This is a genomic window from Vibrio ulleungensis, from assembly GCF_016900875.1.
Taxonomy (GTDB): domain Bacteria; phylum Pseudomonadota; class Gammaproteobacteria; order Enterobacterales; family Vibrionaceae; genus Vibrio; species Vibrio ulleungensis.
This window is the reverse complement of sequence record NZ_JAFEUM010000001.1, coordinates 144,983-166,973: the sequence shown is the minus strand read 5'-3', so window position 1 is coordinate 166,973 and position 21,991 is coordinate 144,983. Positions and strand designations below refer to the sequence as shown.

The 21,991-nt window shown below is 45.4% G+C and carries 20 protein-coding genes; 11 read left to right on the top strand and 9 right to left on the bottom strand.

Annotated elements, in window-relative coordinates; all coding sequences use genetic code 11:
• Positions 1–78: 78 nt before the first annotated feature.
• Together JQC93_RS00845 and JQC93_RS00840 are read right to left on the bottom strand one after the other, a co-directional pair.
• A complete protein-coding gene (locus JQC93_RS00845) occupies positions 79–1,053 on the bottom strand; it encodes a ParB/RepB/Spo0J family partition protein (protein WP_205156587.1) in 975 nt (324 codons plus the stop codon).
• A gap of 6 nt (positions 1,054–1,059) precedes the next feature.
• Positions 1,060–2,277, bottom strand: coding sequence for a ParA family protein (locus tag JQC93_RS00840; protein ID WP_205156586.1), 1,218 nt, complete (start codon positions 2,275–2,277; stop codon positions 1,060–1,062).
• A 1,262-nt stretch (positions 2,278–3,539) separates the two neighbouring features.
• Here JQC93_RS00840 and JQC93_RS00835 point away from each other — a divergent pair.
• A complete protein-coding gene (locus JQC93_RS00835) occupies positions 3,540–5,507 on the top strand; it encodes a replication initiator protein RctB domain-containing protein (RefSeq protein WP_205156585.1) in 1,968 nt (655 codons plus the stop codon).
• Positions 5,508–5,657: 150 nt separating this feature from the next.
• Here JQC93_RS00835 and JQC93_RS00830 read toward each other — a convergent pair whose 3' ends face one another.
• Positions 5,658–6,125 carry a transcriptional regulator gene (locus tag JQC93_RS00830; RefSeq protein WP_205156584.1) on the bottom strand — a complete coding sequence of 156 codons (468 nt, stop codon included), beginning with the start codon at positions 6,123–6,125 and terminating at the stop codon, positions 5,658–5,660.
• A 318-nt stretch (positions 6,126–6,443) separates the two neighbouring features.
• On the opposite strand from JQC93_RS00830, the gene JQC93_RS00825 reads away from it, so the two are divergent.
• From JQC93_RS00825 to JQC93_RS00805, 5 genes are all read left to right on the top strand, one after another.
• On the top strand, positions 6,444–6,641 hold the full coding sequence (locus JQC93_RS00825) for a hypothetical protein (protein ID WP_205156583.1): 198 nt from the start codon (positions 6,444–6,446) through the stop codon (positions 6,639–6,641).
• Between the two features lie 198 nt (positions 6,642–6,839).
• Positions 6,840–7,046, top strand: coding sequence for a DUF3283 family protein (locus tag JQC93_RS00820; protein WP_084888877.1), 207 nt, complete (start codon positions 6,840–6,842; stop codon positions 7,044–7,046).
• A 111-nt stretch (positions 7,047–7,157) separates the two neighbouring features.
• Positions 7,158–7,874 (top strand): YebC/PmpR family DNA-binding transcriptional regulator, encoded by a 717-nt coding sequence (locus tag JQC93_RS00815; RefSeq protein ID WP_205156582.1) that lies wholly within the window; start codon positions 7,158–7,160, stop codon positions 7,872–7,874.
• 71 nt (positions 7,875–7,945) lie between these two features.
• A complete protein-coding gene (locus JQC93_RS00810) occupies positions 7,946–8,830 on the top strand; it encodes an NAD(P)-dependent oxidoreductase (RefSeq protein ID WP_205156581.1) in 885 nt (294 codons plus the stop codon).
• Between the two features lie 103 nt (positions 8,831–8,933).
• Positions 8,934–10,355: a DASH family cryptochrome gene (locus JQC93_RS00805; protein WP_205156580.1), complete on the top strand. Its 1,422-nt coding sequence runs from the start codon at positions 8,934–8,936 to the stop codon at positions 10,353–10,355.
• Positions 10,356–10,385: 30 nt separating this feature from the next.
• Here the strand turns inward: JQC93_RS00805 and JQC93_RS00800 are convergent, their stop codons facing one another.
• Entirely contained in the window at positions 10,386–11,255 is an 870-nt protein-coding gene (locus tag JQC93_RS00800) for a glycerol kinase (protein ID WP_205156579.1), read from the bottom strand.
• Positions 11,256–11,398: 143 nt separating this feature from the next.
• Between JQC93_RS00800 and JQC93_RS00795 the strand changes: the two genes are divergently transcribed.
• The 3 genes from JQC93_RS00795 to JQC93_RS00785 all read left to right on the top strand — a co-directional run bounded on the left by JQC93_RS00795 (position 11,399) and on the right by JQC93_RS00785 (position 13,217).
• Entirely contained in the window at positions 11,399–12,379 is a 981-nt protein-coding gene (locus JQC93_RS00795) for a M23 family metallopeptidase (protein ID WP_205156578.1), read from the top strand.
• Positions 12,283–12,711 carry a bactofilin family protein gene (locus JQC93_RS00790; protein ID WP_205156577.1) on the top strand — a complete coding sequence of 143 codons (429 nt, stop codon included), beginning with the start codon at positions 12,283–12,285 and terminating at the stop codon, positions 12,709–12,711. Before JQC93_RS00795 ends, JQC93_RS00790 begins: the two co-directional genes overlap by 97 nt.
• 65 nt (positions 12,712–12,776) lie before the next feature.
• Positions 12,777–13,217, top strand: a complete 441-nt coding sequence (locus JQC93_RS00785) for a DUF2141 domain-containing protein (protein ID WP_205156576.1) — start codon at positions 12,777–12,779, stop codon at positions 13,215–13,217.
• Positions 13,218–13,277: 60 nt separating this feature from the next.
• Here JQC93_RS00785 and nhaD read toward each other — a convergent pair whose 3' ends face one another.
• From nhaD to JQC93_RS00760, 5 genes are all read right to left on the bottom strand, one after another.
• Complete coding sequence (gene nhaD, locus JQC93_RS00780; RefSeq protein WP_408068582.1) at positions 13,278–14,639, bottom strand: sodium:proton antiporter NhaD; 1,362 nt, start codon at positions 14,637–14,639, stop codon at positions 13,278–13,280.
• A gap of 199 nt (positions 14,640–14,838) precedes the next feature.
• Complete coding sequence (locus tag JQC93_RS00775; RefSeq protein ID WP_205156574.1) at positions 14,839–17,208, bottom strand: ATP-binding protein; 2,370 nt, start codon at positions 17,206–17,208, stop codon at positions 14,839–14,841.
• A 70-nt stretch (positions 17,209–17,278) separates the two neighbouring features.
• Positions 17,279–17,965 carry a response regulator transcription factor gene (locus JQC93_RS00770; protein ID WP_205156573.1) on the bottom strand — a complete coding sequence of 229 codons (687 nt, stop codon included), beginning with the start codon at positions 17,963–17,965 and terminating at the stop codon, positions 17,279–17,281.
• A gap of 104 nt (positions 17,966–18,069) precedes the next feature.
• Entirely contained in the window at positions 18,070–18,402 is a 333-nt protein-coding gene (locus JQC93_RS00765; protein ID WP_205156572.1) for an Hpt domain-containing protein, read from the bottom strand.
• 22 nt (positions 18,403–18,424) lie between these two features.
• Positions 18,425–19,156, bottom strand: a complete 732-nt coding sequence (locus tag JQC93_RS00760) for a flagellar brake protein (RefSeq protein ID WP_205156571.1) — start codon at positions 19,154–19,156, stop codon at positions 18,425–18,427.
• Positions 19,157–19,384: 228 nt separating this feature from the next.
• Between JQC93_RS00760 and JQC93_RS00755 the strand changes: the two genes are divergently transcribed.
• Both JQC93_RS00755 and JQC93_RS00750 read left to right on the top strand, forming a co-directional pair.
• Positions 19,385–20,032: an NAD(P)H-dependent oxidoreductase gene (locus JQC93_RS00755; protein WP_205156570.1), complete on the top strand. Its 648-nt coding sequence runs from the start codon at positions 19,385–19,387 to the stop codon at positions 20,030–20,032.
• Entirely contained in the window at positions 20,029–21,945 is a 1,917-nt protein-coding gene (locus JQC93_RS00750; protein WP_205156569.1) for a monovalent cation:proton antiporter-2 (CPA2) family protein, read from the top strand. Before JQC93_RS00755 ends, JQC93_RS00750 begins: the two co-directional genes overlap by 4 nt.
• Positions 21,946–21,991: the final 46 nt, after the last annotated feature.

Below are 21,991 nucleotides of genomic sequence, written 5' to 3'. Positions count from 1 at the left end.
CTACGCCTCTTTGGCAATAAAAAAGGCTGCACTAGGCAGCCTAAATCTTTCGACATTTTACTGATGACGCTTAAACAGCTAAGACAAAGTCTTTTGCACAAACTCAAGAATCTTTTGACTCACTTCTTCATCAACAGATTTTAGGTTCAGCGTTAAGTTATTGCCCTTCCTGACATAATCAGCGCGGCCCTTGACCAATTGCTGCTTCCCGCTAGGTTTCACAGCAGATTTAGGCGCATGTTCGCCAATCCAACTGAGAAGAGTTTCTGTCACTTCCTTTGTCACTTGTGTCAAGCTCGACAGCTCGACATGTTGCTTATCGACAATAGCCTCAGTTAAACTTTTCTCTATAACTCTTTTTTGCTGCGACGGAGCGAGCTCAAAGAATTGTTTATGAAGCTTAACGACTGTCGGACGACCAAGTTCGGTAACACTAGGGTAAGCTTGCAACAGTTCAACCGGCAAAGTCGCTGCTTTTAGCGCACCAGAGACTAGCGCTTCACTGCATTGGAACAGTTCGGCCAGTCCTTTTTGATCTTGCACTTCACCTGAATCCAGCTTAGCTTGCATTTCGCGGCCTTTTTCGTAAAGAGACAATGGCTTATGAGCATTAGCCACGTCAGACAAGAACTTAGCGTGTTCAACGTCAATACTTTCGGCAACATAAATCAGGAAGTCTTTCTTAGCCAAAATACACGACATACGACGTCGGCTACCATCAAGGACTTCGATTTTGCCCTCAGGGGTTCGACGACCTACTGCTGGGTATTGCTGACCGTGCTCTTTAAGAGTGGTCAAAATATCCGACAGTGCTGTTTCGTTTAAAAACGACTGTTCACGAGCGTTTTGCTCAAACACAACCGTTTCAGACTCGATCTTAGAAGCAGCAACAGTGGTCAGCTCAAACTCTACAGCGGCCTCCCCTGCAACAGCCAGTTCAATCACTTGGGCCTTTGACTTAGCGGCTGATTGTGCCTGCTCGGGACTGGTTACTCGACGCTTATTTGCTTTGCCGAACAGTTTGGCATTTAATTCAGATGTTTTAATGGCCATAATAAATTACTCCTGATTTAGTGAATGCCAGTGACTGTGTAAGACTCGCTCAAGCTCCAATGCGCTTTTTTGAACCGCGTCCTGTGCTGTGGCTAATGTCTTTTTGCCCCCTTCAAAGTCCGACGCGGTCAGATCGAACACCGTACTATAGGTGTCGGCACAGGTTTCAAACGCCCGACTTCTAGGGATTGTCGCCATCATTACCTGATCTTGGAGCAAGTAATTCATCTCGGTCAGTACAGACACTTGTTTCTTATTATCATCTTCAAACATGGTCGGAAGTAACTTAACAAACTCTAAACCGCTCCAATCGTCCGGGAACATCTCGTACACCGTTGGAAGGTGTTGGAAGAAGTTAACGGTTGAAGCCCAATCGAGGCGTTTTGCAGCGCACGGGATCAACAAGGAGTTTGAGGCATACATCGCGTTCCAGACCAATGGATCAACGTGTGGACCAGTGTCTATCATGATGATATCAAAGTCGTCTGCAATCCGATCAATGAGCTTTTCTTTTAGTAACTTTACGATATCCAGTGAGTCACTTTGAGTCAGACTTTGCCATGCGTCGGCATTAAACATCGCATCTTCAGGGAAAGCTGAAACGGTCTTCAAGTTCGGATATTGAGTCGGCAACAGCACGTTTTTACGCAAGAAAGCGGCATCAACAGTGACATCCTCAGGAACGTTATCCAGCATAATATCGACAGCTGAATAGATGTTATCGTGTTCACTAATGCTGATCTGTGGGTTTAAAAACAGACGTAACGAACCTTGAGGATCCAAATCTATGAGACAAATTCTGTAGCGTTTGTCTAAGTTTAATGCCAGACAAGCCGCCAGATGTACCGCGGTCATTGACTTACCAGTACCGCCCTTTTGATTTTGAACGTTCACTACCCATGGCTTATTGCCAACACTTTGCTTACGCTCGTGAAACTTGGGTACTCCAGCAGCGTCCATCAAATGATGCGCTTCCTGGAGAGAAATTGAGTAATGGTTAGCATTATTCTTAGTAAACTGATGACCGTCTTGTTCCAATTTAGAAATGGCATCATCGAGTTTTCGGCGCGTCAGTCCTGAACGGGTTTCCATTAATGCCTTGGACATAGGAGGAAAATGTTCATCTGAGCGCTCTTCTAATACTATCTCGATACGATCGGCTTGAACTTGCTGAGTTTGCTCGGCAAGCCGAGCTAAGTTTTCTATCGTTTTCTGTCGCTTCATATTACATGCCCAATTAACTTTTCATCCATTGTACAGCATTTCTTTAACCAAACAACGAAATGGTGCACACCTCTAAATTTTTACCAATAGTATCAAAAAACTGAATTTTAGCTCAATCAATATGAGATATGAATTTGGTACAAATGGGGTCAAACGCACATTTTATCAGCATAACATCACCATTTTTCTGAATAACTTTATGTTCTAATCGACACAGATTAAAAGTGTTACAGCGTCACTTAATTTTACACTGTAAACGTTATTCGATGCGTTACTCGATAGGCAAGGTGCAATAACTTCGGAAGCATAATAAACATACGATAAATTACAGTCGATGTAATTTTGACTTAGAAACTGGAAACGAACTGCGTGGTACTCGCTAGCATATGACCTCTACACCAAAGAGAATAGGAACGATGATCAAGGGTATGCTTGATCATGCTTTCGGATCGATTTGTATGTAAATGCAGACGACCGAAACGATGATCAAGGAAAAAATTGCGCTAGCGTAGAGTAGGGCAGTGAAAGAGGCTTAGACATTGTAGTCGGAACGATGATCAAGAGTGAGCAACTATCGGAAGCATGTAAATCATCAGCCAAATTACGGTCAATGTTATATACAGCGGGGGCTGAGAGGATCCAAAGCGGATCTTCATTGGTTATATTCCGATCTTCATTTTTCCACTATAATCTTACACATCTCTTGATCAAGCTTCCGAACTGACTATTTCTATAACGAAAAGATGCATTTATCTGTTACGAAGGTCATAAAGACGAACTGACAATCGACCGTTGTGTAAACAATCAGCAATCAGTGTCGATTGAGGCATTATCAACGTCTTGATCATCGTTCCGATTGGCTATATTCAGAGACTCTAAAGAAGCAAAGTTACAGTGATCACAGTTCTGCTGTGGATAACCTGTGACGTATACATGATCATCGTTTCGTAAGTCGCTTGATCATGGCTCCAAAATCCAATGATCATCGTTCCTATTAGAAATGATCATGCTTACGGAGATAGCTTGATCACCGTTTCAACAACGTCTTGATCATCTTTCCGAACACACAAAAAATTAAAACAATCAAATACAATAACTTAGAGCGGTTTTCACTCTCGGATCATTAGATCATATTTATCAATATAGATCAGTTAATCAAATAAGATCAGTATTATAGAAACAATAATAAGTGCTTTATTTATCTTTGGATCCCCGTTAGAGTACTCGGAACAATGACATCTTTACAAAGTCAGTCAAATAGAATGAGCAAACCGGAAAAGATCTTAATCAAGCTACCTCGCAGTCACAAGGATGGACATTTATTTGAAATCAATGACCAAGCGATCGACTGGATCACTCAATACCAACACTTTAAGGGTGTGACTAAGAGTATTGTTGAATTACTGAATTTAATTTCTCTAAACGGAATGACATCGATTGATGGCCTGGTATCAACAACGCAGATTATTGATGCGACGGAAGGGCAACTGACTCGAGCAGCGGTACAGCAACGGCTTCGTGCAGCGGTCAACGTTGGTTTATTCGAACAAGTTCCAGTTAGGTTTGAAACAGGTCTTGCGGGCAAAACGATGCTACATCGATTCATCAACCCGTCAAAGCTGGTTACTGTCTTGGGGACTCAAGTGCTGAATACTGAGTCGACTAAACAGACTCAAAAGCAGAAAAAGTCTAAGGCACTGGCGCAAAACCTCGTCAATAAACAGTTGCTTACAGAGCATGGTTTACCTACGCCGCCTTCAATGCGCAATGAAGCCGACCAGTTTGTTGTTTCTCCGACTAATTGGGCTGGGATCATTGACCAAGCATTGGCGCCACCGCGGACTCGTAAAAGTTATCAAAAGTCGTTGGTGTCAATTTCCGGAACGCGTGCAGTGATTGAAACACGCTCGTCAAAGAACATAATGACAGTTGATGATCTGATGACGCTGTTTGCCTTGTTTACATTGACGGTGCAATACCACGATCATCACAAAGATGAATATCACATTGATGTTAAGACGCCGCCAAATAAGACTCCGTTGTATATCACCGATATTTTGTCGATTCGTGGCAAGAAAGACAGTGGGCCAGCACGAGATTCTATCCGTGACAGTATTGATCGCATCGAGTTTACTGACTTCCAATTGCATGAGCTAACCGGGCAATGGCTCAGTGAGAACATGCCAGAGGGCTTTAAGAGTGATCGATTCCGCTTTTTAGCCAGAACGATCACCGCCTCAGAAGAGGCTCCGATTGAAAGTCAGACTGGTGAGATCAAGATCAAACCGAATCTGTACATTTTGGTGTGGGAACCTTCGTTTTACGAAGAACTGCTCACCAAAGATTATTTCTTTTTGTTTCCACCAGAGATCTTGCGTCAACACTCGTTGATCTTTCAACTGTATTCATTCTTCCGCAGTCGACTGTCTCGTAAGTACCGTGAAAACATGACCTTAAGCGAGTTGAACCAAAAACTCAGTCGAAATATAGAGTGGCGTCGATTCTCTATGGATATGATTAGAGAACTGAAACGCCTCGCAAAAGACCCAGTTACTGAAAGCATGATCAAGGTGAATCTGTGGGGCTATCATCTAACGATCACGCCCATAGAGTCTGATCTCAAACTAAAAGATTATCAGTTTGATATAGAGTGCCACGCCGATGAGGTGTTGAAGTACGCTCGCGCTAAGATGAAAAATCAGGGCAAGCGGAATATGGCGCCGACACTTCCAAACCCATTACGTCACGAAATTGTGTCGAAGAAAAAGCTGGAAGAATTGAGTGAAGTGATCGATGGTGAGTTTGAACCGATCCAGCGCAAAGCGACAAGATCTGGCCGCTTAGGACGTCGTGTGAAACTGAAAAAACACCTCGTCGAGATAAATGCGGAAGAAATCACTATTACATTGACCAAGTATACCTCTTCAGAAGCGCTAGAACGCAGTATAACAGCCTTGTCCGCTATGACTGGTCACCCAGCTTCGATAGTTGAACAAGAGTGCTTAGAATTGATTGAGAAGCTTGATTGGCTAAAAGCGGGAGAGCAGGTTATTTCGTACGATAAGCTTAGTGAAGTTATAGACCTATTCCAGCAAAGCAATCAGGACAAGCACATGACCATTGAAAAGTTGATTGGTGGGTTAGCTGTGCGTCGCAAGGTGTGTCGCAATATTGCTGATGGTCATTACGATGAAAGCGTGATGATTGCGTTACAAGATATTGCAGGGTAGGGGTCTAACCTTGGGTTAGCACGCAACTGACGACACGCTGACATTTGGTGCGAATTCAATACTTAAGATGTGGTTGAGTTCAGCCTTTTTCATAATACCCGAAGCGTTGGCTCATTAAGTTACATTCATAGTTCATTTTTGGGCGAGGTTTCATACCTCGCCATTTTTTTGCTTGTACGGATAGCGTGTCATGAACTTTACATGCGCCTCTATTTGATCGAACTGTTCCTGCTTCCACTCATCCCCTTGTTCGCTGCAAAACTCTAACGCCAATATGATCAATTGATCCAAACGCTGCACGCACCAAGTCTTAATTTCGATGTCGACGTCGCTATCACTGGCGACTTGTTGCAATTTGGCGATGGCAAAATTGAGGTATTGGTATGAGTCGTCCGGATGGCCGGTTGAGCTAAAGTGTTGATGAGCACGCAGACAGCCATCGAGCCAACAGGTTAACCCTTTTTGTTGGAAAGACGAGAGAGCAGGCCCCCAAATTTCATTGGGAGGAGATTGCAGCAACGGTAACAGATCTTCTACTTGATCATGCTTCCGAGATTGATACCAGTTTGACACGGCTTCTTGCCACAGCTCTTTATTAAGAGACGGCTTTGAAATCATTTCGCACACCTTGGACGCTAATTAAAGGGAACCGACTAGACGTACTCTCTACTGTAGTCCCTTCAAATCGTCATACTAGGTTCATAATTGCGACACATTCAAAGTTGTAAACTGTGTCCGAGCTCACGCTCAGATTTGCGACTGCGAATTTCTTAAACCTATCGCGAAATTTACTCGGGGGCAACGAATATCCATCGTGTAAATAGGGTTTATTGTGAGAGTTTCTATGAGTTCACATTTCGCGATTAATCGGCTTTTCTAAGCCGTGTTGTATTGATATCTATAACTCGAGAAAACAACCTAACTAGGAGATGAATCATGTCTATCAATTCGATTAATCATGACGAAATTTCAAACATTGCTGAAAAGTGGACACCCGTTGATGATACGCCGAAAACACGGTCTGACCGACGCGTAAAATCTGCTGTCGCTCGCCGACGTATCGAAGCGCTTCAAGAGATAAAAGAGAGTGGTTTGACGATTGAAGAAGCACGCGAATTGGGTTTAATTCACTAAAGGAATGTCTGTGATTGTCTATAACTGACACCAAGCAGTGGTAACATTGCTTGGTTTTCCGTTTCGGTCACCCCGCACACATCACATCTTGTTGTACAGTTTACACTGTAAATACCGCATCAAGAGCAGCAGTTACCCTCACCTCATTTTGTGTTAAACTTCTCTCCCTAACACTCACAGCTAAGATACTCTCAACATATGGCTTTTAATCTATCGCTTCTGCCAGCCGACGAAAAAAACGCAATCGAACTCGATAAACAAGCGTCCTATATCGTATGGCAAATCAAGAATGGCAAAGTAGGAAATGAAGCGCTTCGCGATGCTCAACAAAAACTGTCTCCGCAACAGAGTGCAATTTTTGACAGCAGCGTCAGTAAGTACAAATCGATGTTAGGTGTGCAGTAATTCGTTTGTGGGTCTAAAAATCGAGCTTCGCTTCGCATTTTTAGACTGGTCAATCTAAAGCGCGTTTTGATATCATGCGCGCATTGTATGTAAAGATGAGAGATACCCCAAATGGGAAGAAGTTTTGAAGTGCGCAAAGCCTCGATGGCGAAAACACAAGGCGCAAAAATCAAAGTCTATTCAAAGTACGGTAAAGAGATCTACATGTTAGCCAAGAATGGCGGCAGCGATCCTGATACAAACCTGTCTCTGAAACACTTAATCACTAAAGCAAAACGCGACCAAGTACCAGGCCATGTTATCGACAAAGCGATCGATAAAGCGAACGGCGGTGGTGGTGAAGACTACCAACCGGCACGTTATGAGGGCTTTGGTCCAGGTGGTGCAAGTGTGATAGTTGATTGTTTGACGGACAACGGTAACCGAACTTTCCAAGACGTTCGCCAATGCTTTGTGAAGACGGGTGCAAAAATTGGTAGCCCAGGTACTGTTGCGCACATGTTTGATCATCAAGCGGTCTTTCAGTTTAAAGGCGATGATGAAGAAGTGGTTCTTGAAGCACTGATGATGGATGACGTTGATGTGACTGACATCGAACTCGACGATGGCGTGATCACTGTATTTGCTCCCCACACCGAGTTTTTCAAAACGAAAACCGCATTAGGGGCAAACTTTGCTGACGTTACCATGGATGTTGAGGAGATCACTTTTGTTCCTCAAACCCATACCCCTGTAACGGGTGAGGACGCTGAAAAATTCCAGAAGTTTTTAGATATGTTGGACGACTGTGATGACGTTCAGCAGGTTTATCATAACGCTGAATTATAGATTGAAAGAAAGCCGAGCACCCGCTCGGCTTTTTTAGTTTTGGTCAGACTACGATTTACAAGGAGAGGGCAGTGAAGGTTACATTTCTAGGGCTAGGAGTGATGGGATTCCCAATGGCAGGGCACTTGTCTGCTGCAGGGCACGATGTGACGGTGTATAACCGAACTCAGAGCAAAGCAAAGCAGTGGTGTAAAGAGCATACCGGACGTTGGGCTGCAACTGTCGCAGAAGCCGTAGAAGACGCTCAGGTGGTGTTTAGTTGTGTTGGTAATGACGATGATGTGCGTTCGGTGACGACAGGCCCTGAAGGCGCATTTTCGGCGATGACCAAAGGTGCCATTTTTGTTGATCATACCACGACGTCGGCAGAGTTAGCGCTTGAGTTAAACGCTGCCGCTAAACCGCTGGGTATTCGTTTTATGGATGCGCCAGTGTCTGGTGGGCAAGCGGGTGCAGAAAGTGGCATGTTAACCGTTATGTGCGGCTCAGACCCTTGTCTGTTCTCGACTCTTGAACCTGTATTTGAAGCTTACGCTAAGTCTTCGGTTATGATGGGTGATGTTGGTCAAGGTCAACGTGCAAAGATGGTCAATCAAATCTGTATCTCTGGTGTGCTAGCAGGTTTATCTGAAGGGTTGTTGCTGGCGCAAAAATCAGGGCTTGATATTGAAGCTCTTATGCACTGCCTTAAAAATGGTGCAGCGGGTTCGTGGCAGATGGAAAATCGCGGCTTATCGATGAACTACGACAAGTTTGATTTTGGTTTTGCTATCGAGTGGATGATTAAAGATCTTGGTATCTGTGCAACAGAAGCGCGTAAACATGGCTTAGGGTTAGCGTTGACAGAAAAAACCTTGCATGATTATCAAGCTCTGGCAGCCCAGGGCCATGGCAGAGATGATACCTCTGTGTTGATCAAAGCGATTGCAGAGCAGTCCAAAGTACCTAAAAAATAATAGATTGCCGCGGAGCCTTGTCCGCGGCACTAGAACGTCTGAGTAATCCAAAGCACCTCTATAAGCGTACAACAGTAATAAACCATCATTACGAGTGCGCTTTATGTCCCTTTCAGCCACCTCACCGTCAACTTTCACCGCTCGACGTGGCCTTTTTGTTTTCACTCATGATTTGCGAGTGTGTGACAATCGAGCCCTCAGCGCATTGGCCTCTCAAGTCGACGCTCTTGATGCCTTGTATGTGTTGGAGTCGAGCTCAGTAAACTACCGCAGCGCCTCTAGAGGGGCTCTCCCTACGTTGTATCTCGACGCTACTCTCAAACAATTGGACGCGGCATTGCGGCCGTTCGGTCAACGCCTCGTGCTAGAACAGGGAGCATGGACAGAGACTATTGTTGCGTATTGTCTTCGACATGGCGTGACGCACGTAGGGGTCAGTGAAGCGTTCGGTCTCGATGAGCTCAAGCGCCAAGCCACGTTAGTAAAAGCATTGCAAGAACTGAATATTGCACTCACTACTGTCGACCAACACTCGCTGTTTGAGAAGCACCACTGGCCTGTCGTACCTCATCCACATCAGTTGAGCTTTAGTCAGTTTCGCCGCTTTATTGAACGCGCGAATCTTAATGTAAAAGGTGTATACACACCCACGCATTTACCTGCGCCTATGTCAGAGTCTACTGCTAACCACAGTGAGCGAAGTGCTGCTGGCACGCAAAGCCACAGTTCATCAGTGTGGCTTGCGAAAGCGGGCTGCATAGAAGGGAAAAAGCATCTTGCTGATTATTTTTGTAGTGACTTACCGCAAGTGTACAAGCAAACGCGCAACGCAATAGACGATTGGGATTCGTCCACCAAATTGAGCCCTTGGCTGGCGCTGGGTAGCCTATCTGTGCGTCAAGTATTGCGTGAACTAAAACATCATGAACAGTGTTTCGGCAAAAACGATTCGACACAGTGGATCCAAGTGGAGCTGTTGTGGAGAGAGTATTTTCATTGGCAAATGCACCACGCTGGACCTGAGTATTTTTCAGCATCAGGAGTTAATCGACAGCCTAGGGCAAGTCGCCAAAGCACTGCCGATTTTAAGCAATGGAGTTTGGGAAAAACGCCTTATCCCATTGTTAATGCCATCATTAGGCAGCTCAATCAAACCGGGTATATCTCCAACCGAGCGCGACAAATAGCTGCCAGTTGCTGGGTGAACGAGTATCAGGGAGATTGGCGCTGGGGGGCTGCTCATTACCAACAACAGTTACTCGACTATGACGTCGCGATTAACTGGGGCAACTGGCAATACATCGCGGGTGTTGGGTTCGACAAAAAAGGAGGAAGACATTTCAACTTGGGTAAACAAACGCAGTTGTTTGACCCACAAGGTCATTACATTCAACGTTGGGCACCCACATCCCATCAAGATTTTGAGCAAATGGGGCAAACGACGACTGTGCCCAAAAGGTCTGTTCAGCCTCATAGTGTAGAGAGTGACAGTCCACAACTAGGGCTGCCATCGTCGTTTGGCTGAACCCTTAGCAATTCTATATAGGACAGATTATTAATACGCTTTAATACCGTATTGGCGAAGGCGTTTTGGCAATAGGTCATCCAACTGCTCAATCTCATCGGCAAATAGCTCAATCAATTCGAGGTCATTGCTCTGATACAACGAAAGCAACGCGTCTCGCACTGAAGAGGGTTCATCGTGATTAAAAGGCCAATACTGCAAGTACAAATTTGCTTGAGGTAAATAGAAGTCGCACCACTCTTCTTGCTCAATAGGTAGCTGCCGCGCATAGGCGTGGGTGACGCCGGCCATGTACAGCCAGTTATCCAAAATAAGCTCGCCTTCGGTTCTTACATAGTGACCATCAAGGGTACGATGTTTTGCCTCAAATTTTTTCCTAAACTCACTGATGGAATGATCGGTAGCTAGCTTTGCAGATTCTTGCCCGATAAATTCACGCACCGTTTGCACTAAGCGAGGGTGGCGTTGAATTGATGGGTGCCACAGCGCATAGTCATTGTCGTCACGTTTTTTCTGATGACCACCAGCACGCTTTCCATGATCCGTCACGCGCCAACCCGATTCAGTTTTAGCAAGCCAACCTAACTCTTTGAGCAACAAGTTGATCTTTTTTGCCGCAAGGGAGAAATGATCACCCAAAGCGGTAGCAGTCATTAACGGGTGATCTTGCCACGCATGATCAATAAATAGAGTTCTTGGCCACGCTATGTATTTACCATAGGTCGGATGATCTTTATACTGCCCACCAAATCGCTCTCCAAGGTAAGTGAGTACCCAACGGGACTTTCCTTTGGTTGATTGTCGGTATAAGTATCCGGCTTGTTGCAACTGGTCAAACAGTTGCGCCGCCTCAAGCTGCTTGGTTTTGGCCAGTGCAGTGGTTGAGAGCATCGAATCCATATAGTTCCCCCTTTTATGCCTATTGCTATTGTATGTGGCGTTGGTGGGGTTTGAACAGCGCTACAGAGCAAGTTTCCTCAATTTGGCGACGATTACCCAGTTGAGACGCTTTTAATGCGCCATAAGATAAGTACCATCATCGTATGAAACAACATGTCATCGTTTCCATATCCACCGTCGAAGGATCGCGACACTACCAATTAGGTAAGTGGGTACGACGCAGCCTAAAAGTGTTGGGTTATTTGACCTTATTAGGATTGGTCGCCATTGGTGGAGTCATTTTTCATCTAATGGATGAAATTGACTTAAGTAAGCTGCGCCACGATCAACTGCGCAATGAGTCACAGGCACTTAACGAAGAGTTAGCGGATCTTAAGTCACTTAAGCAAGAGCTTGAGCAAGATCTGGTTGAGCGAGAGCAAGACATCCTTGAACGAGAAGATCGACTATTAAGTGTATCTGAACGGCTTGGCGATCTTGAAGTCGTACTCGGTGTGGCAAGTACAGAAGGGGATATCGATAGCGAAATTGAGGCCCGCCTCGACACCGCTGCAATTACCTCGACAGTTAGAACACATATGCTAACACTTATTCCATCGGGCTCCCCTGTTGGCGACGAGCGAATTTCGTCAAAATATGGCTATCGAATCCACCCTGAAACCAAGCAAAAGCGGTTACATCGCGGCATTGATTACGCGGTGAATATAGGGACTCCGATATACGCACCTGCTGATGGCGTAGTGGAAGTGGTTAGGCCAAGTAACACTGGCTCAGGCAATTTCATTCGCTTACAGCACGCCTATGGCTTTAGCAGCTCCTATTCTCACCTGCAGAAATTTGCGGTAAAGTCAGGCAATTTTATACAGAAGGGACAATTGATCGGATATAGCGGCAATAGTGGACTGTCTACTGGGCCCCATTTGCACTATGAAATCCGATTTGTTGGTCGCGCATTGGATCCCATCGACTTTGTTGCTTGGGACGTAGAAAATTTTGACACTATATTTGAAAAAGAACGAGGCATTCGATGGGACTCTTTGGTAAAAATGGTCGAGCTAAGAGTAAGCAGTCAACTACAACTCTCATCGCAGATGGGTGTTTCATCACCGGAGAACTCCGGTTAGAGACTGATATTCAGGTAGACGGTGAAGTACAAGGTAAGATCCAAGCAGAAAAAACGCTGATCATCAGCCCATCAGGTCATTTGGTTGGCGACGGCTATGCCAAACTGGTGATCGTAAATGGTCGTGTAGAAGGGGCGTTGCACGCCGAAGCGGTTGAGATTTTACGTCATGGCGCGGTGTCTGGAACGATTTTTACCGATGATTTAAGTATTGAACGTGGTGGTAAGTTCAACGGTGAAACACTGCCTTACGCTGTCGATGGTGACAATGCTCCTAGTCATGAGTCAATAAGCGAATCGATTGATGAACAAGATGGCGATAATCGAGACTAACCGGTGATCCAAATTTATGCAGATTCGTAAATAGGATGATAACCGCTATTAACAAGGATTGTTCAATGGACGTTTCAAGCTCGCGCATCGCATCTACAATTGGCATTGCATTAGTCGCTTTTACCTATCCACTGTCAGCATTTGCGCAGATACAAGTTACTGCCAACGTGACGGGATTTACAAGTCAATCAGGCAATGCCGTCTTTGTTTTGTACGACGGTAAAAAAGGTTTCGCATCGGATTTAGACACTGCAGTGTCATTACAAACTCTGCCAATACAGGGTGCCGGCGTATCGGCTACGTTTGATGGTCTAAAGGACTCGGATTATGCGCTGTTTGTGTTTCATGACGAAGACAATAACGGCGAGTTTAAAACCAACTGGATCGGTTTTCCGAAGGAAGGCGCGGGTAATTCCAACAACCATCAAGGTATGCCTAGCTTTGCGAAATCAAGCTTTAATCCTGCTGCCGTTGATACGCTCGATATCGAGATGTGGTATCCCTAATCAAACCTTAATTTCATTTAAAAAGGTAGAGACAATGTTGTCTCTACCTTTTTTGTATCCCTAGAAGTAAATGGCATTTAACCATAAGTGAACGGCAATACTTGCTGCGTACCCAAGGGCTATGACAGGCATCCACTTTAGGTGTCCAAAGAATGTGTATTTCCCATGTGCAGCTCCCATCAGGGCGACACCTGCCGCAGAGCCAATCGACAGTAAACTGCCTCCGACCCCCGCGGTTAAAGTAACCAGCAGCCAGTTACCCATCGAAAGGTCAGGATTCATGGTTAACACTGCGAACATCACTGGAATGTTATCGACGATCGCCGACAAAATACCGACCATCACGTTTGCCCAGATAGGATCCCATTGGGTGTACATGATTTCGGAAACGATGGAGAGGTAGCCCATCAAGCTTAAACCACCCACACACATTACAACGCCGTAGAAGAACAGCAGCGTATCCCACTCCGCGTGAGAAACACGGCGAAACACATCAAAAGGCACTACTGAACCAAGACGCTTTAACGCTGCGGTATCGTGATGAGCTTCTGCTCTGGCGCGTTTTTTAGCCAATGACGCCGGTAAGGTTTTGCGAAGGAAAAACCCAAAAAACTGCAGATAGGCCAGTCCCATCATCATGCCAATGACCGGTGGGAAATGCAGAAAGCCATGAAAGCCCACAGCCGTTGCGATAGTCAGGATAAATAGTCCAACAATCCGCTTAGCACCGCGTTTGAGTTCAACATACTCGTGCACCACTTCGGGCTGCTCTTTAGGAACAAACATCGCCATGATCATGGCAGGTATTAAATAGTTCACAACGGACGGAATGAACAGCAGTAAGAAGTCCTTAAACGGCAGATGACCGGCTTGCCACACCATTAGAGTAGTAATATCCCCAAATGGGCTGAAAGCGCCCCCTGCGTTCGCTGCAATGACGATATTGATACAGGCTAAGTTGATAAAGCGATAGTTTTTGCCGCCGACTTTAAGCACTACGGCGCACATTAGAAGTGCTGTGGTTAAATTATCGGCAATAGGCGATATGAAAAAGGAAAGAATACCGGTGATCCAAAACAGCGAGCGAAAATCGAATCCTTTGCTGACTAACCAGGCTTTTAAAACGTCAAACAGTCGCCTTTCTTCCATGGCGGAGATAAATGTCATCGCCACCAACAGAAACAACATCAGTTCTGAGTACTCTAAAAGGTTATGCTCAATGGCTCTTTGTGCGACCTCTGACTCGCCCATTTTTGAGAATGTGAAGCCTATAATGATCCAGATTAATCCGGCTGCAAGCAGCACTGGCTTGGATTTGCGCAGTTGCAAATACTCTTCAGCCATAACCAAAGAGTAGGCGGACACAAAGATTGCTATACACAGATAGCCAGCGGTCGTCTGGGTGAGATCGAAACTGGGCATTGCGCTGGAAGCAAAGGTTAGGGGGCTAAAAAAAACAAGCAATAAAAAGAGTAGTTTTAGAGGCATAAACAGGCGTCCACTAGATCAGAACTTTTAAAGTTCTTTAAGGTTAGGCCGTAATAAAAACAATGACTTGAAGCGGATCACCTTTTTATTATCTCGGTGGATTATTGTTTGTCTTGCCTCACAATCTAAACGATTAGCTTTTTGCTCGCGGGACGACGTTGTTCAGCGCGTTTTCTAAGTCTATGGGTTTAAACGGTTTGAGAATAAATCCGTTAAATCCTATTTGCTCACATCGCTCTTTCGCGGATTGCTGAACATCGGCGGAAAGGGCAACAATAGGAATATGTTGAAACTGCTCGAGTTGACGAATGCGCTGCGCAGCTTGATAGCCGTCCATTACCGGCATATGCAGATCCATAAAGATAAGATCAATAGCGTGCTGCTGCAATGCATCAATCGCTTGAGCACCATCACCGACAATAACCGACTCTACCCCAAGGTTTTTGAGCATACGCTCTATGACAAGCTGGTTCATCAATACGTCTTCTGCGACCAATACCTTAAGTTTCATGGACGCTAATGTAAGGTTATTTTTCGCGTGTTGTTTCTGCCCATCTGGCGTTGTTGTCATACAATGCTGAAGTGTAGTGAGTAACTTTAGCTTAGTGAATGGCCAAGGAAGATGCGTGACTGAGCCCCAATGGTTGTCTTTTCTGTCTTGCTCAAAGGCGTACAGCGGACCTATAAACACTAGCGGTAAGTTGCGTGCTATCGACTGTGGCTGACTATGTGTAGCAGCGTGATGGTCAACGATGAGTAGAGAGCAAGACTCAAAATGATTGCTCACCTCTATATTCAAATGCTTGAGCAGCATTAGGCAATAATTATATTGATGCTTATCGTTTAACTGGAGCCCTACTTGGATATGAGGGCCAGAGTAAACCTGATCTGAAAATGCCTCAGGTTGCGCTGATGCATCAGGTACTTTTAATGGCAGAGTAAGCGTGGCTTGACTTCCCTTACCCAGACGACTTTTGATGGTGATTTCACCGTCGAGCAGCTGTGCGTATTTTTGTGAAATAGCCAATCCAAGGCCAGTACCTCCGAAAGTTCTTGTGGTGGAATTGTCAGCTTGGATAAAGGGGTCAAAGACTCTATTGATTTGCTCTTCACTCATTCCAATGCCGCTGTCGGTAACGGAAAAATGGACGTGAGTCAGCGTTGCAGATACATGCAAAGTGATGGTGCCTTGCTGAGTGAATTTGATCGCGTTACTTAGCAAGTTGAGCAGGATTTGACGTAACTTTGCAGCATCCGAAAGTAGCTGTACAGGCACGTTCTCATCGATAATAACATCGTAATTAAGAGATTTTTCTTCTGATGACAGTCTAGTGACGCCAATGACAAAATCTACTTTTTCACCAAGATTTACCGTACTTAAGTCGATGACACTTTGTCCTGAGTCGACCTTAGACCAATCCAAAATGTCGTTAATAATGGTCATCAACGCGTTAGCAGAACGCAGTGACATAGTGGTGTAGTTGCTTTGGGTGTCGTTTAGCTCTGTAGCTTGTAGCAAGTGACAAAAGCCTATAATGCCATTCAATGGCGTTCGTATCTCATGACTCATATTGGCTAAAAATTGCCCTCGAGCCTCGGTTGCCGCCTCGGCCTGGCGCTGGGTAACCTCCAGCACCTCAATCTGCTTTTGCGCTTGTATGACGTCATTGTGGATGCGCTCTTGCATATGATTGATGGCGTTATTCAAGCTTTTGAGCTCGTGAATTTTTGAACGTAGTTTTAGCCGGCCACCAGGTTGGCTCGGTGAGTATGTGTTCGCGTAATCACTGAGAATAAAAAGTGGGACAACAATAGAGGAGTATAGAAAGCGGATCAGCACTAAAATGGACACTACCAGTGCAATATTCACTGTCCAACTGATGCTTCTGTAAAAGCGAATGTTGTCGATGATGGTCTGAATTTGACCACTATATTTGTCATCCACATCGGTCGCTAGATGCTGAATGTGCTTAAAGATGCGTTCTTTTATTGTGTAGTAGTCTGCGTTATACAGCATCGCCAAAGCGTTGGATTTGTTGACATCAGCGAGCGCGATGGCGTCTTTTTCGATGATGGCGAGACGATTGGACAACTGCAATGCTTGATCAAATTCTTGCAAATCAATCGTAATTGTAGCCGATTGAGTAAGCTGCTCGCGTATAGAGCTCAGCTCGGTGGTCGGTAAGACCGACTCACCCCAGAAGTATTTTTGTTTTACGGTGGATAGGATGAGTGGAGTTTGTCCTTTGCGGGCTTGCAGAATTTGATCATAGTCTTCTGCAAACGCGGGATCCAAAGTGACTACATAGGCGCGAGCAAGCCGGGTAAGGTCTTCTGAGCTGGCAGCGAGTTGGCGAACGATCAATTGAATGTTTTTCTGCGATTCCGTCAGTTGATTCAACTGACGAAGCTCAGTTTCATAAACATGCTTAGCAACTAAGTTGACGGTAAGCAGCAACCCAATAAGCGATAGAAATAAGACAAAGTAAGTGCGCAGTGACATAGTAATCTTTAGGATCGTTTTAGGGTGAGTATTGCTGTTAACGCATGCTTAGTCCACCCACAACGTTAGACTAGCACTCATCGCTCAATAGCATGTAGCCTTTACCGCGTACTGATTTAATCAGCGTTTTGTTCGCGCCCGCTCGCGACAGTTTATCTTTAATTCGAGAAATATTAAGATCAAAACTGCGGCTTTTGCCATCGTATGCAATGCCTTTGATCGCAAGATAAAATTGTTCTCGGGTTATGACTTGGTCATGATGTTGCGCCAAGTAAAACAGAATCTCAAATTCGCTCTCGCTTAAGCTTATCGGCTGTCCGTTTAGCTGACACCACTGATTTTTAGCGTTCAGCGCGAGGTTATTGACGTCAACGATGTGCGATTCGCGTTTTTCTGGCTGACTACTGAGTAGACGTTTGACTCTTTCAATGAGTATTTGGCTATCTTTGGACTTAAATACGATGTCGTCCACACCTTTTTGAAGGGCGCTGATTTCGTTTAGATCCGACTCGTGACTGGTGTAAAAAACGATAACCCCGTCGAAGGTTGACTTGATGCGCTCTAGTACTTCATAGCCGTCTAAGACTGGCAAGCCGATATCTAACACCACGCAGTCTGGGTGAAACTTGTAGATCGCGCGTTCGACCTGATCACCTTGGTCTACGATGTGAGTAATATACCCAGCATGACTGAATTTTTGGGCAAGTACCGCCGCGGTGATTTTGTCGTCTTCGGCGATTAGGAGTGTTTGATTCATCTTTTCCCTTTAACCAATGTGGCTATTCTCTATCGTAGAGTTAATGCTAAACATTGTTAATGTGGTTGTCGTGTGTATGGTACAAGTTTCACACTTTCAGTGAGTTATTGAGTAAATTCTTGGCGTAAACGGTCTAAAATAGGGGAAAGCAGAGTCTGAATATCGTTTGGCACCGATGTTAACTCGACCATTGTGGCACTTTTGGAATATTGGTACAGCTCATCAAGTGCGTTTTGTTGTTCACTAAACCCTAAGATCGCGGTGCTGCCTTTGAGCCGATGTACGAGCTCACAAACCATGTGGCGATCGTCATTGTGTAACGCATCGTCTATTTGCTCTGCTGTTTGTTGGACTGCGTCTATGTACATATCGGCGAGTTGTTGTGCCAGTACAGGGTCATGATCCGCAGCGTTCCAAAAGTGAGTTAAGTCAATCATAAGCTCTCGTCGGTTATGCAGTTTATGTTTTTAGGGCGAGCTTGGTACCATCAAATTTCAATTGAGCCAGCAGTTTCTTAACGGCCTGTTGCCCCATGTCGTCAAAAGCAACCCCATATTTCGCATAGTGTTGGCTATTTTGCTGATTACATATAGTGCCACTAAGCACCCCAATGTTAGGGATGGCTTTCCCTTCGTACTTCACTTGCAATTTAACAACATCGGTCAGCTTAAACTGACGAATGAGCGGTGATGTCACCATTCGGCAACCTCCCCGAGACAGATCTCTTATTTCGCACTCAAAACGATTATCGTCGACGAGCCCCATAGCATCGAGCGCGACATCGTAACGTGCTTCTTTACGAAGTTGCTCGACCTGCATTTTAGGTGGCAGAGTGATCACTGCCAATGATATTGGCTCAGTAATTAGGTGCTGAATTTGGCTTCTAAAGTGAATGAGTGCGCCTTCACCTCGATGAGATATGGCACGAACATTTATCCAAAAACCGGGTTGGAAGAAGTAGTCGCGATCGCTGTCGGTCATGGTAGGCAGCTCAATCAAAATGAGGCTTTCATCTTGCGTTCCAATAAAACGACTGCATCCCAGATACTTTATCCCAACAGGGGTCGTAATGTTGTAGGTTAACTCACTGCCGTGAGACACCATCGCAATTGCATCACTGCTTTTGACCGCAAGCTCGATAACATTGTTGCTGTCTGACACGCCTAGCGCCTGGGTGTTGGGGGCACTCATCTTCCGCACTTCCTTTATGATGTTCTTTTTATTTGTTGATGTTGGATTGATACCCTAAGCTTGTGATTTAGATAAATATTTGTCAACACTGCTTGGTTTTTGGTGTCATACTTTGTAACACATTACCTTGGTATAGCTAAAATCTTACCAGATGACGTATTGAAATCAATCGAAACCCTGCTACCAATAAGACAATTATTGGCCAGAAAAAAGGAATTAGGAGAGGTCATGCCCAACTCAGATCAACAAGACGCACCGCATAACTCTAAGGTCTTGGTACTCTTTGCTCATCCATCCATTGGACGGTCCGAGGTCAATAAGCCGCTGTTTGAATTGTCACAAACGATTCCAGGAGTAACTGCGGTCGATTTGTACGCCGAATATCCGACTTTTCGAATCAATATCGATAAAGAGCAGCAGCGGCTTAAAGACCACGATGTGGTGGTGTTTATGTTTCCGCTTTATTGGTATTCGACACCGGCGATTTTTAAAGAGTGGCAAGACTTAGTCCTTGAGTATGGCTTTGCTTATGGCCACGACGGAACCGCGTTACATGGTAAGTCGTTTATGTGTGTGATTAGCGCGGGTGGTAAAGAAGAAGCTTATCAAACCGACGGCTATAATCACTTTTCTATTCGAGAGTTACTCCAACCGTTAGAGCAGACGGCAAATTTAACCGGAATGCGTTATCTCGCACCTTTTGTGTTGTTTGGCTCGCGCACCGCTGTTGAAGAGGGCAGGGTTAAAGCGCATGCCGAACAGTGGAAGCAGACCTTACAAGCTTTGGTCGCGGATCAAGTGGATCTTAAAAAGGCCCGCCAAGTCCCTTTACTTAATCAGCATCTCGGAAGCGTGATCAAGGAGCCTCAACTATGACAGGTCTGTTTTTACAAGCATTTATCTATTTGATAGCAGCGGTTATCGCGGTACCAATCGCTAAGCGGTTGGGCTTAGGGTCAGTGTTGGGGTATCTCATTGCAGGAGTGATTATTGGGCCGATTACCGGTTTAGTGGGAGAAGAAACCACGACCATTCAGCACTTTGCCGAGTTTGGCGTGGTGATGATGTTGTTTCTTGTGGGTTTGGAGCTCGAACCTAAGATGCTGTGGGGAATGCGCCACAAATTATTGGGGCTCGGGGGGCTACAAGTTGTCGGTACCGGTGCTGCGGTGATGGGCATCGCTTTGGCGCTTGGACAACCGTTTACCATAGCGCTTACCATCGGGATGATCTTTTCTCTCTCTTCTACGGCGATTGTGTTGCAAACATTTAGCGAAAAGGGACTGGCCAAAACAGAAGGTGGGAAAAGTGCGTTTTCTGTGTTGCTGTTCCAAGATATTGCGGTTATCCCAATGCTTGCGTTCATTCCCTTATTGGCCATACCTGAACTGGTTGAGCTTGCACAAAATGCCGCTCATCACAGTGACGGGCATCATGAGGAGTTGAGTCTCGTCGCTGGATTGCCAGGGTGGGCCTACGCACTTGTCATTGTGGCTTCAATCGCCATTGTGGTCGTGGGTGGTCACTTCCTAAGTCGACCGCTGTTTAAGTTTGTTGCCGCCTCTGGACTGCGAGAAATCTTTACTGCGACCGCATTAATGTTGGTTATCGGTATAGCAGCATTAATGAGCCTGGTTGGCTTATCTCCAGCCCTTGGCACGTTCTTAGCCGGGGTTGTACTGGCCAACAGTGAGTTTCGACATGAGTTGGAGTCCAACATCGACCCGTTTAAAGGGCTATTGTTGGGGCTGTTTTTTATTACCGTAGGCGCAGGTATCGATTTTGGTATTTTAGCTAACGATTTTGTGGTGATTGTCGGGTTAACTCTGGGGGTGATGCTGCTTAAAGGAGCGGTGCTATTTATTCTGGCGCTGATCTTTAAGATTAAAAACAGTGACCGTTGGCTCTTTGCGTTAAGTCTGGCGCAAGCAGGTGAGTTTGGCTTTGTATTGCTGAGCTTTAGTGTGCAAAACCATGTGCTCCCGACAGAGCTGGCGCAGACACTTCAGTTAGTCGTTGCCCTCTCAATGTTCCTAACGCCGGCGCTGTTTATCTTGTTTGATAAAGTCATTTTACCTCGCTATGAGGCGAGCAGTAATGATCGAGAGTCGGATGACATTGATGAGCAAGGCAGCGTGATTGTTGCGGGCGCAGGACGGTTTGGACAGATCATTAATCGCCTCTTGTTGGCCAACGGCATAAAAACCGTGGTTCTGGATCATCAAAGCAGTCAAGTTGATGTGTATCGCCGTTTTGGACGCAAAGCCTTTTATGGGGATGCAAGTAGGCCAGATTTATTGCATACCGCGGGGATTGAATCGGCAAGTTGCTTGGTCGTTGCGATCGATAATCGCGAGAGCAGTGTCGAGCTTGTACACTACGTTAAACACACTTATCCAAAAGTGAAAATATTAGCGCGCGCGTTCGACCGCGGTCATGGCTATAGGCTTAGGCAGGCAGGAGCAGACGTTATAGAATCAGAAACCTTCCACAGCGCGTTGGAGGTGGGGTGTCATACGTTAATCGAATTGGGCATTCACCCATTTAAAGCCCAACAACAGGTCAGTGCGTTTAGAGATATTGAAGATTCGTGTTCTGATAAATTGTTTAAAGCGTGGCAAGAAGAGAGCGAAGAAGAACGTTATGACAATAACTACCGTAAGCTGTTTATCGAGCTCGAAGAGTCGATCAAGAGCGCGGTGAATACTGAAAGAAGCGATCGACATACTGGCAGTGAACGAGGCTGGACGCCTCCACCTAAAGGTTATGCCGATGATTTTGATGAGTAACCGAACGTCGTAAAAAAGCGAGCCCTCTGGGCTCGCTTTTCTATTT

What these genes read in the sequence shown, in the direction of transcription:
- JQC93_RS00755 (WP_205156570.1), top strand. Translation starts at nt 19,385, where the DNA reads ATGCCCAACTCAGATCAACAAGACGCACCGCATAACTCTAAGGTCTTG.
- JQC93_RS00815 (WP_205156582.1), top strand. Translation starts at nt 7,158, where the DNA reads ATGGGAAGAAGTTTTGAAGTGCGCAAAGCCTCGATGGCGAAAACACAA.
- JQC93_RS00775 (WP_205156574.1), bottom strand. Translation starts at nt 17,208, where the DNA reads ATGTCACTGCGCACTTACTTTGTCTTATTTCTATCGCTTATTGGGTTG.
- JQC93_RS00785 (WP_205156576.1), top strand. Translation starts at nt 12,777, where the DNA reads ATGGACGTTTCAAGCTCGCGCATCGCATCTACAATTGGCATTGCATTA.
- JQC93_RS00765 (WP_205156572.1), bottom strand. Translation starts at nt 18,402, where the DNA reads ATGATTGACTTAACTCACTTTTGGAACGCTGCGGATCATGACCCTGTA.
- JQC93_RS00820 (WP_084888877.1), top strand. Translation starts at nt 6,840, where the DNA reads ATGGCTTTTAATCTATCGCTTCTGCCAGCCGACGAAAAAAACGCAATC.
- JQC93_RS00835 (WP_205156585.1), top strand. Translation starts at nt 3,540, where the DNA reads ATGAGCAAACCGGAAAAGATCTTAATCAAGCTACCTCGCAGTCACAAG.
- JQC93_RS00790 (WP_205156577.1), top strand. Translation starts at nt 12,283, where the DNA reads ATGGGACTCTTTGGTAAAAATGGTCGAGCTAAGAGTAAGCAGTCAACT.
- nhaD (WP_408068582.1), bottom strand. Translation starts at nt 14,639, where the DNA reads ATGCCCAGTTTCGATCTCACCCAGACGACCGCTGGCTATCTGTGTATA.
- JQC93_RS00825 (WP_205156583.1), top strand. Translation starts at nt 6,444, where the DNA reads ATGTCTATCAATTCGATTAATCATGACGAAATTTCAAACATTGCTGAA.
- JQC93_RS00760 (WP_205156571.1), bottom strand. Translation starts at nt 19,156, where the DNA reads ATGAGTGCCCCCAACACCCAGGCGCTAGGCGTGTCAGACAGCAACAAT.
- JQC93_RS00830 (WP_205156584.1), bottom strand. Translation starts at nt 6,125, where the DNA reads ATGATTTCAAAGCCGTCTCTTAATAAAGAGCTGTGGCAAGAAGCCGTG.
- JQC93_RS00845 (WP_205156587.1), bottom strand. Translation starts at nt 1,053, where the DNA reads ATGGCCATTAAAACATCTGAATTAAATGCCAAACTGTTCGGCAAAGCA.
- JQC93_RS00750 (WP_205156569.1), top strand. Translation starts at nt 20,029, where the DNA reads ATGACAGGTCTGTTTTTACAAGCATTTATCTATTTGATAGCAGCGGTT.
- JQC93_RS00840 (WP_205156586.1), bottom strand. Translation starts at nt 2,277, where the DNA reads ATGAAGCGACAGAAAACGATAGAAAACTTAGCTCGGCTTGCCGAGCAA.
- JQC93_RS00805 (WP_205156580.1), top strand. Translation starts at nt 8,934, where the DNA reads ATGTCCCTTTCAGCCACCTCACCGTCAACTTTCACCGCTCGACGTGGC.
- JQC93_RS00770 (WP_205156573.1), bottom strand. Translation starts at nt 17,965, where the DNA reads ATGAATCAAACACTCCTAATCGCCGAAGACGACAAAATCACCGCGGCG.
- JQC93_RS00800 (WP_205156579.1), bottom strand. Translation starts at nt 11,255, where the DNA reads ATGGATTCGATGCTCTCAACCACTGCACTGGCCAAAACCAAGCAGCTT.
- JQC93_RS00795 (WP_205156578.1), top strand. Translation starts at nt 11,399, where the DNA reads ATGAAACAACATGTCATCGTTTCCATATCCACCGTCGAAGGATCGCGA.